The organism is Clostridium estertheticum, assembly GCF_026650985.1.
Classification (GTDB): domain Bacteria; phylum Bacillota; class Clostridia; order Clostridiales; family Clostridiaceae; genus Clostridium_AD; species Clostridium_AD estertheticum_C.
This window is the reverse complement of the sequence record NZ_CP086239.1, coordinates 1670760-1683338: the sequence shown is the minus strand read 5'-3', so window position 1 is coordinate 1683338 and position 12579 is coordinate 1670760. Positions and strand designations below refer to the sequence as shown.

Below are 12579 nucleotides of genomic sequence, written 5' to 3'. Positions count from 1 at the left end.
CCACATGGGTGGCACCATGATTAAAGGGGATACCAATGAATGTGTTAATAGTAGAGGATGATATGCTGCAGAGGAAAAGTTTGAAAAAGATGATACAGCAAATAGACAAAGGTATAAATATATATGAATCTGTTGATAAAGATGAGGCTTTAGAAATTACAAACATCTATAGTATAGATGTTTTTTATGTGGATATATGTTTAAACAGTTCATCTGGAGTAGATTTCGCAATAGAGATTAGGAAGATACCAAAATATGAGTTTAGTTTTATTATTTTTTTAACAACTCATGTTGAATATTTAACTAAGGCATTTAAAGAAGTGCATTGTTATGATTATATTCTAAAACCATATGATATGGCAGATGTAGTGAATATGACAAAACACTTTAAAGCGCATATTGAAAAAACAAATGAAAGAAATGAAGCAAAAAGATATGTAATAATTGAAGTTAAAAGTGGTGTCAATGTAAAAATATATGTTGATGAGACTATTTTTATAGAGGTGTATCTTCGTAAATGTATGATACATACAGTAAATGGTGTTTTTAAAGTTAATAACTTACCGCTTAGTAAAATTCTTAAAATTATAAATTCTAACAATATAGTTCAGTGTCATAAATCTTTTGCGGTGAACGTTAAATATATAAAGAAGATAGAGAATGTAGATAGTAAATTGAGTGAAATTTACTTCGAAAATTATGATAAAAATGCTCCTTTAGGTTACAAATTCAAAAATACGATAATGGAACAATTTCAGTAATTAAATTGAATTTGTTATAAAAAGGAGAGTATGGGATGATAGTTGTACTACAATATGCCTTAGTTAGTTTTATTGAATTGTTTATATTTATGTTATTATGGTCGAAATTTTGTCTTAAGGATGAAAATAATTGGTTGAAAAATATATTCGTAATACTAATAGAAATAATTATACTAATCATAATAAACAAAACAAATGTTTATGTGGATTTTCTTATTCGATGTACGAGTATGATTATTTTTATGAAAATCATGTATAAGAGATCATTTATAAAGACAATAGTGGAATTTATAGTATTATCGTGTGTAAATATGATTTTACAAATAACCCTAATTAGTTGTGCAAATTTAGCTGGATTCCCATATTCTGGTAAATATGCAATGAGAATTGTTTTTCTTTTGATAGAATTAGTTTGTGCCATTATTATAACAAGATGTAACTTTAGTAAAATAGCAAAGAAAGTTATGAAATTGGATTCTAAGATACTATATTATTTTGTAATTAATTTAGGGTTATACATTATATTTTCTAAATTTATATGGGAATATAATAAAAACATAATATTAGATAATCTCTTAGTATATATTTTTATTATAGTATCGATGATATCGTTAAATATATTCTTATATTATTATATAATTAAAATAAGTGAGGATAAAAAGGTTTTAGAAGTTCAAAATATGTACAAGCCTATATTGCTTGATATAGTAGAAGAGACAAGGCGGAGACAACATGATTTTAAAAATCATCTAAACACTATAAATGCAATAGTAGAGGTAAGCAGTGAAAAAGAAGTTAAAAATGAATTAAGAAAGTATATTATGTCACTTAAATATTCAAATGATATTATAGAAGATATCATATATATAGACAATATTATAATTAAGGCTATAATATACAATAAACTCTGTGATGCAGATAGATTAAATGTAAAATTTTTATTTAATGTGACAAATAATTCATTGGATAATAGTTTAAATGATTATGAAATTTCAGATATACTAAATAATTTGCTTGATAATGCTTTTCAAGCTGTTAAAAATGACACGAAGGATAAGATCGTTATATTAAATATATGTGAAGAAGGAAATGATAATATTGTAGAGGTTAAGAATAGTGGAAGAACAATAAAACCAGACAATATAGAAAATATATTTAAAAGAGGATTTTCAACTAAAAAAGGGGATAATAGGGGATATGGTCTTTTCAATATTAAAGAAATAGCTAAAAAAAAGGGTAGCGATATTCAACTATCATTTGAAGATGGTTATACTGTTTTTAAAATGTCATTTAATCAAACTTCTAAAAGAAGTAAGAACTCGAAGATAAGTAAAATAAGCCTTTGAGTTTCAACTTGCCACTTGCCATGTGGGTGGCACTGCTTTTTTTATTCCGTTTGTGAGGGAAAATGTACGTTACAGGAATTTTATCTTGTTTTATATAAAAAGTATAGTAAAATTTATATGTGAAGTTACACAAGGAGGCATATTATGATTAATGAAGTATTAAAGGTCGATAATCTTAAAAAAATAATTGGCAAGCGTACAATAGTTTCAGAAATTTCTTTTGAACTTAAAAAGGGAGAGATATTTGGGTTTCTAGGACCTAATGGAGCTGGAAAATCTACTACTATCAAGATGATTGTTGGGTTATCAAAAATTACTGAGGGAAGTATTTACGTGGGTGGATGCTCAGTAAAAGATGATTTTAAAGGAGCAATGCGCAATATTGGGTGCATAGTTGAAAATCCAGACATGTATAAATATATGTCTGGTATGGATAATCTTAAGATATTCGCTAAAATATATGAAGGTGTAGATGAATCACGAATCAATGAAGTAGTAAAAATTGTAGATCTTGAGAGAGCAATAAATGACAAAGTAAAAACTTATTCGCTAGGAATGAAGCAACGTCTAGGAATTGCCCAAGCACTACTTCATAGTCCTAAACTTCTTATACTTGATGAACCTACAAATGGGCTTGATCCAGCAGGAATTAAGGCAATGCGAGTGCTACTTCGAAAGTTAGCATCAGATACTGGTCTTACAGTACTTGTATCTAGCCATATTTTAAGCGAAATGCAGCAGATGTGCGACCGCGTTGGAATAATCAATAAAGGTAAAATTATAACGATAAAATCTGTTGAAGAACTCCTTAACATGACAAAGGAAGATGATAAAACAATTATAGTATTAGAATCGGACGATAATGATAGGGCAGTTTCACTTCTAACAAGCATTAATATAAATGGTAGTCTATTAGGTGATGGAGTACATATTGAAACAACGAAGGAACGTGTACCTGAAATAGTTACAACATTAACAACTGCTGGTATTGCTATTTTGGGTATGGATAAACAAGAGACACAATCACTTGAAGATGTATTTATGAAGCTTACAGGGGAGGGCAAATAAAATGGGTAGTTTTTTTACACTTGTTTCAATAGAAAATACAAAATTGTGGAAAAGAGTTTCTGCGAAAGTAATGTTTTTAATAATGATTATACTTATATTGGCAGCAACTGGTATTTATAAATATTATACTGTATCTCAGAAGGTTCCAAACACCACCACAGTTTCGCAAAATTGGAAACAAGAATTGCAAGCTAATGTGGCGCTTCAAAAAATTCAGCTAAAACAGGCTGAGGATGGTAAGAATAATATTTCGAAAGTGCTTACGGGATCACTTAAAAAGGGAATCGCAGAAGGTGAGTACAGAATCAGTAATGATATCAAACCAGAATCACAAAAGAGTGTTTGGTCAAGAAGCACAAAGTTTTCTACAGATGCGGGTTATAGTAGACTTATTGCGCTTTTTGTAATAATAGCATGTTCAGCTTTAGTTGCTGGTGAATTTTCAGAAGGTACAATGAAAATGATGATATCGAGGCCTTATAAACGTTATGAAATCCTTTCTGCAAAATTAGTAGCTACAATAATTTATGGTCTTGAACTTTTGGTAGCAACATTTTTATTGAACTTTATAATGATGGGTGTATTATTTGGTTTCAACGGTCTAGGTGCTAAGGAAATGTTATGGACAAGTAGTAGTATAATGTATATTCCGGCCGCATTAAAAACAATTATTGTATTTGTACTTGATTATCTTCAAGTACTTGTATATGTAATAATAGCGTTTGCAATTTCAGCAATATCCCGTTCTCGCTCAATTGCAACTGGATTTTCACTGTTCTTGCTTTTCGTTGGTAGTACTATAATAAATATGGTAGCTATGTTTTTTAGCTGGGGTCAATATCTTCCACTTGGAATGTCTAATTTCTCTGGATTTGTTACTTCAGGATCATCTATTGACGGAACAACACTTGCTTTTGCTTTAGGTTTATCCGCTATATATTCTATAATATTCGCTTTTGTGGGTTATTATGTTTTTGAAAAACGAGACATTTAAATATTTTAAGAAAAATGATAAGTAGAGATATTTTGAAAGATAATAATGGAAAGTTGTATATTATAATGAAAAATTAAAAAGAAGGATAACAAATTGTCATAAAGGCAAAGATGTTATCCTTCTTTTTATTGATAAAATTTACATTTTATTGTACAATTAGAAACATATATAATTTAAACTAAAGATTATGGGGGGATATTATGATTTTTTCAAATTTTCACAATAAAAAATTGAGAATAAATTCAGAAAAAATATTCGAGGGGATTGCTAAAGGAAGGAAAAAAGCTTTGGAAACTTGGTTTAAAGATACTTGGATTGCACTTGAACTTACAAGGGACTCTCTTTTGGCTTATTTTGATGAAAATGAAATTGATTTTAAGGAATTAACAAAATTATTAGAGAAAAAAAGGTTGCGATTTCAAGATTTTTCGGAATTATTCATCCTTAATAAGGATGGAGTTAATATTATATCTACATCCACATTGAATCTGAAAAAAGAAATGAAATCTCTTCCTAATTTTATTGAGGGAATGGAAAATAAACCTCTGATGTATGGTCCATACATTGATATTGATACTCAGCAAATTGGAAACTTTAATTCTAAATTTTCTGATGAAGTTACTTTAATGTTTTCCTTGCCTTTTGAGAATAAACATAACGGTAGAAAAGGTGTACTTTGCGGTAGAATTCCTAATGATGTGATGTCTGATGTTATACAAGATGAGGATACCCATATTTATAAGGAATCCGGAGATAATTACATTTTTATGTTGAAATCAAATAGAAAAGTTCCAATAGGTACAGCGATTTCTAGAAGTCGTTTTGAAGACGATACTTTTACTTTAGGAGACAACCTAAAGCAAGGTATAAAAACAAAAAAGTGGGGTAATATAAAAATAGAAAAACACACGGAATTTGAAATTATTTTTAATGATCCTGAAAGTTCAGAATTACATCTTGGAGTTAAAAATACTATTGAAAATGGAGAAAATCTAAATACATGGCCAGGCTATCCTGATTATAGACATATATTAGTTGGTGGAAAAGGTATAATTATAGAACCTCCTAATTGTGGTGAAACGTGGGGTATGATGTGTGAAGGCGATATTTCTGAAATTTATAACTTTAAGAGCTTAAATTTTAAGTTGCCGATGTTATCGGCACTTGTAAGTGCAGTATTTATATTTGGAAATTATTTATTGTCATTATCTAACAATTCATATGCACTGCCAAGATTAGTATTGGTATGGATTCTTATATCTTTATTTTTAAGTTACACTATAAAAAAATTAGTAGTTAAACCATTAAATTCAACCATTTCTATTTTGAAAGAAATAGCTGAAGGTGAGGGGGATTTAACTCTTAGAGTTGGTAAATTATCAAATGATGAAATTGGAGACCTTGCAACATGGTTTAATAAATTCGTTAACAATCAAATGACAATTATTAAGAGAATGGGAAGAGCTTCAAAAGATTCATCTGGGTCTGCTTATTCACTGCTTGCATTGTCTGAGAATGTTCAAAAAAATACGAGTACCATAGAAAAATCTATATCTCATTTTTTATCTTCATCAAAGAAACAAAATGAAATTTTCAAAGGTACAAATGATAATTTTAACCATATTTCAAACTCAATTAACGATATGAATGAATTAATTACAAATGTAAGTGTTAAAATACAAGACACTAATGATTATGCTAATTCAAGTACGCAGGTATCTAAAGATGTTATTGTTAGCATGAAGGAGTTAGAAGCTGGGATGAAAGATACGCTTAAAAGCATAAGCGTTTTACAAAGATATTCAGAGGAAATTACAGAAGTAACTAATGTAATAAGCGGCATTAGTAATCAAACTCATATGTTAGCATTAAATGCATCCATAGAATCTGCTCGCGCTGGTGAAGCTGGCAAAGGGTTTAGTGTTGTTGCAAAGGAAGTTTCAAAGCTTGCGAGTGGCTCTGCGGAAGCGGTAGTATCAATTGGAAGACTTATTTCCTCACTTCAAAACGAAACAGAAATTACAATAAATAATGTGCGTAGCATTGGCACAAAGATAGAGGAAGAAAGTGGAAATGTTTCTGAATCTATGAAAGCTTTTAACAAGATTCAAAGCGAAATTACACTTGTAACTATTGATGTTCAGTCAATTACAAGGTTAATTAAACTTCAAGCAGATGAAATAAGTGTGATAAAAGAAAATATAGGTGAATTTGCAGCTAAAATTGATAAGGATACTTCTAAAAATAGTGATAGGAGTGAAATAGTTTCGGAATTAATAAGCTCTACTTTAAAACAAACAAAACAAGTTGAACAAGCATCAAAAATACTTTCTCATTCAGCTGGTAATCTAAATGAAATTGTAAATGCATTTAATATAAAATAAGCAGAAAAATTAAACTGGTGCCTATAGCTAATATACTTTTTAAAGTGTTTAGTCTGTAGGTGCCATTTTAATTAATTTGCTTATTTTTTATTATAATATTTCAGCAACGCAGGGAATGATTTAACAAAAGCTCTTATATATATTAGCAAATGTAATCGGTTTAAAGTAATTATATGAATTATAATACAAAACACTTTTAGCCATAAATTAGGAATAAATGTAATAAATTATAAAAATAATTATAATTTTCAATATATTTCATTGAATAAGTGAATATGATGATGATAAACCATTATAAGAAGTTGTAAACAAATGATGAATTATAAAAGAATTTCGGTTTGGATATATGTTGAAATATGTAAATATCACTATATAATAAGAGTAATAGTAGTTAGTTGCAACTAATATGGAGGTATTCTGTGTAGAAATATATACAATAAAAAGGAAAGAAAGAATGTTGAAAGTATAATAAATATTTAGTGGGAGATGGATTTTATGAAGAGAGTTTTAATTACAGATGATGCAACATTTATGAGGATGTCATTGAAAAGTATGCTTGAAAAGTGTGGATTCGAAATAGTTGGAGAGGCTGAAAATGGATTAGTAGCGATAGAAAAATATAAGATTCTTAAACCGGATATCATAACCCTTGATATTACAATGCCAATAATGGATGGGCTCGCTGCATTAAAAAATATAAAGGCATTTGATAAAAATGCTAAAGTTATTATGATTTCGGCTATGGGGCAAGAGTCGATTGTTAGAGAAGCTATAATTTCAGGTGCAATGGGGTTTGTAATAAAACCATTTACCCAAGAAACAATAACAAAAGCTTTTAGTAAATTCTAATAGAATTATCAACATTTAAAAGTGAAAAATTTCACAAATAGGATAATCGGGGGGAACAAATTATGAAATGGTTTTATAATATGAAACTTAGTAAAAAATTAACACTTGGATTTATTATAGTTGCAGTACTTGCAGGTTCAATAGGTATTGTTGGTATTTTTAGTCTTGTGGCAACACAAAAAAAATCGGAAAATATCATAACTAATTATGGAAATTCACAAGGTGAATTAGGGTTTATATCTGAAGCATTTCAAAAAACTAGAACAGTCGTAAGGGATCTTATAATAGAAACTAAGGATACTAATTATAAAAAATATCAAGATCAAATAGTTGTAAATGATGAAATAATAGTGAAATATATGGCAGAGCTTAAAAAAACGGTGCAATTGCCAGAAGAACTTTTAAGTTATAATAAACTAGAAAAATCAATAAGTGATTATAACACTTCTCGGGATAAGGTTACAACATTAGCTATTAATAATAAAAATGCAGAAGCTTATATATTATTAAAGAGTGAAGCTGGATCACTCGGGGAAATAGCAGCAAAAAATATTGATGACAATATTGAGCAGAATTTAACAATTGGAAGTCAACTAACTAAGGATGCGCAAATGTCATCTAATCGAATAATAGTAATTCTTATTATTATTGTAGTATTGTCAGTAATTGCTTCGCTATTGCTTGGGTATTTTATATCAAGGATAATAGGAAATTCAATTAAAAAACTACTAATAGCTGCAGATAACATTTCAGAAGGTAACCTAAATGTAGAGGTAGATATAAATACCAAGGATGAAGTTGGAGATTTAGCAAAATCATTTGAAAAAATAATTGTAGCTATAAAGTTACTTACAAGTGATGCAAATATCTTAGCAGAGTCGGCAATAGATGGTAATCTTGACACAAGAGCTGATGCATCTAAACATAGTGGGGATTACCGAAAGATTGTAGAGGGTGTAAATAATACGCTTGACGCAATTATTAATCCAATAAATGAATCAAGAAGAGTACTATCAAAGATGGCATTAAATGACCATACTTTGAGTATGACGGGCTCTTATAAAGGCGCTATGAAAGACTTTGCAGAAGATATTAATTCTGTTCATGCTAGAATTTCAGCTGTAGTAAAATTGTTAGTGGAAATATCTGTGGGAGATATAAAAGGGCTTGAAGGACTTATAAGTGTTGGCAAAAGGTCTGAGAATGATGAATTAATGCCTTCAATGATAGTAATGATGTCAACAATTCAGGATCTTGTAGCAGAAGCAGGTCTGATAGCAGATTCAGCAAGGAGAGGTGATCTTGAGACAAGAGGGGATTCCTCAAAATTTAAGGGTGGATATCGTGAAGTTATAGATGGATTTAATAGGGCACTGGATGCTATGGAAGATCCAATTAATGAGGCTGCCGGGGTATTGGAAAAAATGGCAAATGGAGACTTAGCTGTTAATATGAATGGTAATTATCAAGGCAGCTATTTAATTATAAAGGATTCTTTGAACCATACTTTAGATGCTTTTAATGAACTATTAGGGAGCATTACTGACGCATCTGATGAAGTTTTATCTGGATCTAATCAAGTATCTGATGGTAGTCAGGCATTATCACAGGGAACCACAGAGCAAGCAAGCTCCATAGAAGAATTAACTGCTTCAATAACACAAGTAGCAGCTCAGACTAAGCAAAATGCAGTCAATGCTAGTCAAGCAAATGAACTGGCACTTAATGCTAAGGAAGGAGCAGTACTTGGAAATTCTCATATGAAAGAGCTACTTAAATCCATGGGGGATATAAATGAGTCATCCTCTAATATTTCAAAAATAATTAAAGTTATTGATGATATTGCTTTTCAAACTAATATGTTAGCACTAAATGCAGCAGTTGAAGCAGCAAGAGCAGGACAACATGGTAAAGGGTTTGCAGTTGTTGCCGAGGAAGTAAGAAATCTTGCAGCAAGAAGTACTAATGCAGCTAAGGAAACTGCAGACTTAATTGAAGGGTCTATTAAGAAAGTGGAGGATGGAACAAAAATTGCTAATGATACTGCAGAATCTCTTGATGAAATAGTTGTAGGGGTATCTAAGGCGGCTACTCTAGTTGGGGAAATAGCAGCGGCTTCAAATGAGCAAGCAACTGCGATATATCAGATAAATAAGGGCATAGAGCAAGTTTCAGATGTTGTTCAAACTAATTCAGCAACTGCAGAGGAAAGTGCTGCATCTAGTGAGGAGTTATCAAGCCAAGCTTCATTACTTAAGAGCATGGTAGGAAAATTTAATCTGAAAAGAGGAATGACTTCAAATTATAATGAAGTATCATTAGGATCACGAAAGAATCAAACTCATTTTAAAAATAAATCATTTGCTTATGATGAGGTGGCAGTAGCTAAAAATAAACCAAAAATATCATTGAGTAATGAAGAGTTTGGAAAATATTAAAACAATTATCATTAATCTATTATAAAGGATGAAGAAAAAAATTGAAAATAAAAAGAATGTAATAATTCGACGCAAGGCAGGGGTGGATATTTATGTCAGATGATGGAACAACTAGAGAACCAATGCTTGAAATATATCTTTTTGAAGCCACGCAACTAATGGAACAACTTGAGGAAATTAGTATTGAGTGTGAAAAAAATAAAAGCATTGATACAGAATCGATAAATGAAATTTTTAGAATAATGCATACAATAAAGAGTTCATCAGCTATGATGATGTTTAATAATATATCTGTTTTAGCACATTCAGTGGAGGATTTATTTTACTTTATTAGAGAAAATAAAGCAGTAAATATAGATTTTGAAAGCCTGTTTGATTTAGTGCTTTTAGGGATCGATTTTATAAAAGGTGAGGTTTCAAAAATTGATAATGATGAGAATGCTGACGGATGTAGTGAAGAATTAGTGCTGAAAAGTTCAAATCTTCTAAGTGTTATGAAAGAAGCTAATATTGTTACTTTGGGGGATGTAGTACCGCCGCTAAAGGAAGACACTAAATGTTTTATAAATTCTTATGAAAATCAAGATTCGAAGGTTAAACAGAAATATATTGCAAGAATCTTTTATGAAGATGGTTGTGAGATGGAAAATGTACGCGCATATACTGTAATTCATAATCTTAAGGATATAGCATCTGAGATGTACTACATTCCTGAAGATATAATAGAGAGTAATGAAAGTGTAGAAATTATTCGCAAAAATGGTTTTCTAGTAGGGTTTGCTACTTCGGTAGAGCATGAAAAAGTTGCAGAAAAACTAAATGAAATTATTTTCTTAAGAGATTTAGAACTACTTCAAGTGGAAGACTATCCAGAAGAAATTAAAAAGGTAAAGGCAAAAAGCATAATTCAACTTGAAGGACCTCTAGAGAATATAGAGCCTTTTGGGGATAAAGAACCTATTAAGATAGAACTTATTCAAATAGAACCTATTCAAATTGAACAAGTAGAGAAAGTAGATACAAATAAAGAAGAAGTTGAGCATATAACTAAAGTAGCAAAACAACAAAGTATAATAAGTGTAAATATTTCAAAATTGGATATGCTTTTAGATTTAGTGGGAGAAATTGTAATATCAGAGGCAATGGTTACAAAAAACCCGGATTTAGAGGGACTTTCCCTAGATAATTTTAACAAAGCTTCTAGGCAACTTAGAAAACTTACTAATGAATTACAAGATGTTGTAATGTCGATTAGAATGGTACCAGTATCTATGACTTTTCACAAAATGAATAGGATAGTAAGGGATATGAGTAAAAAGTTAGATAAAAATGTGGAACTTGAAATTATAGGTGAAGAGACTGAGGTAGATAAAAATATAATTGATCATATATCAGATCCACTTATGCATCTAGTCCGGAATTCATTAGATCATGGTATAGAAGACAAAGAGGAGAGAATAGCCTCTGGAAAACCTCCAATTGGAAAAATTATCTTGGAGGCGAAAAATGCTGGCGGGGATGTATTTATCATTGTCCGCGATGATGGACGTGGTCTTGATAAAAGCAAAATATATGAAAAGGCTAAACTTCAAGGATTAGTTACAAGACCTGAGGATGAACTAACCGATAAAGAAATTTTCGCGAATATTTTATTACCTGGATTTTCTACTAATGAAAGTGTTACAGAATACTCAGGGCGTGGAGTTGGAATGGATGTTGTTAAAAAAAACATTGATAGTATTGGCGGATCCATTTCAATTGAAAGTGTGATGGGACGTGGAAGTATAATATCAATTAAAATTCCTTTAACGCTCGCAATAATTGATGGACTTGAGGTAGCTGTTGGAATTTCTAAATATACAATACCTATTACATCCATCAAAGAGTCATTTAAGCCAAAAGAGAATGAAGTGATTGCCGATAGTGATGGAAATGAAATTATAATGATAAGAGGAGAAGCATACCCCATATATAGACTTCATCGAATATTTAACATAAATACAAAAGTGACATCATCAACTAATGGGATCATGGTTTTAATTGAGGATAATACAAAATCAGCATGTTTATTTGTAGATTCATTAATTGGAGAACAGCAGGTAGTAGTTAAGGCACTACCCACTTATATTAAGAAAGCTAAAGGAATTGCTGGATGTACAATCCTCGGCGATGGTAATATAAGCCTTATTATAGATGTAAATGGAATTTTAGATAGATAATACAAAAAAAGGTGGTTAAAAAAATGGCAGAAATTTTAGAAGAAATTATGGAAACAGCTGAGGATACTCAAAAAGGAAAATTTTTAACATTTTCTGTTGGTAAGGAGTCTTATGGTATTGAAATTAAGTTTGTAACAGAAATAATTGGCATACAGGAAATAACAGAGGTACCTGAATTACCTGATTATGTAAAGGGAATTATAAATCTTCGTGGAAAGATTATACCAGTTATTGATGTAAGACTTAGATTTAGAAAAGAGCCAAAAGATTATAATGATAGGACATGCATAGTTGTAATTAATATTAAGGAAACTACTGTTGGACTTATTGTGGATAATGTGGCTGAAGTAATTAATATAGATGATAGTAACATTGTTCCACCACCTCAAATGAAAACGGGTTTTCATAATCGTTATGTTAGGGGAATAGGGAAAGTAGGAAATGAAGTTAAGCTTTTGCTTGATTGTGATAAGTTACTTAATGATGAAGAATTAGATAAAATTGTTGAAACAGTATAAGG

At 30.4% G+C, this 12579-nt stretch carries 9 protein-coding genes; all 9 read left to right on the top strand.

Going from position 1 to position 12579, the window contains the following annotated elements; all coding sequences use genetic code 11:
* Positions 1-35 precede the first annotated feature (35 nt).
* Complete coding sequence (locus LL038_RS08295; RefSeq protein ID WP_216125240.1) at positions 36-761, top strand: LytR/AlgR family response regulator transcription factor; 726 nt, start codon at positions 36-38, stop codon at positions 759-761.
* A 35-nt stretch (positions 762-796) separates the two neighbouring features.
* Positions 797-2107, top strand: coding sequence for an ATP-binding protein (locus LL038_RS08290; protein ID WP_216125242.1), 1311 nt, complete (start codon positions 797-799; stop codon positions 2105-2107).
* 144 nt (positions 2108-2251) lie between these two features.
* Positions 2252-3175 (top strand): ABC transporter ATP-binding protein, encoded by a 924-nt coding sequence (locus LL038_RS08285; RefSeq protein ID WP_253200312.1) that lies wholly within the window; start codon positions 2252-2254, stop codon positions 3173-3175.
* A 1-nt stretch (position 3176) separates the two neighbouring features.
* On the top strand, positions 3177-4169 hold the full coding sequence (locus tag LL038_RS08280; RefSeq protein WP_216125243.1) for an ABC transporter permease: 993 nt from the start codon (positions 3177-3179) through the stop codon (positions 4167-4169).
* A 200-nt stretch (positions 4170-4369) separates the two neighbouring features.
* Positions 4370-6553 (top strand): methyl-accepting chemotaxis protein, encoded by a 2184-nt coding sequence (locus tag LL038_RS08275; RefSeq protein WP_216125244.1) that lies wholly within the window; start codon positions 4370-4372, stop codon positions 6551-6553.
* A 495-nt stretch (positions 6554-7048) separates the two neighbouring features.
* On the top strand, positions 7049-7402 hold the full coding sequence (locus tag LL038_RS08270; protein WP_152752073.1) for a response regulator: 354 nt from the start codon (positions 7049-7051) through the stop codon (positions 7400-7402).
* Positions 7403-7464: 62 nt separating this feature from the next.
* Entirely contained in the window at positions 7465-9840 is a 2376-nt protein-coding gene (locus LL038_RS08265) for a methyl-accepting chemotaxis protein (protein ID WP_216125245.1), read from the top strand.
* A gap of 92 nt (positions 9841-9932) precedes the next feature.
* The gene (locus LL038_RS08260) at positions 9933-12059 is read left to right on the top strand and encodes a chemotaxis protein CheA (RefSeq protein WP_216125246.1); all 2127 of its coding nucleotides are present in this window, start codon (positions 9933-9935) and stop codon (positions 12057-12059) included.
* Between the two features lie 23 nt (positions 12060-12082).
* Positions 12083-12577 (top strand): chemotaxis protein CheW, encoded by a 495-nt coding sequence (locus LL038_RS08255; protein WP_216125247.1) that lies wholly within the window; start codon positions 12083-12085, stop codon positions 12575-12577.
* Positions 12578-12579 lie beyond the last annotated feature (2 nt).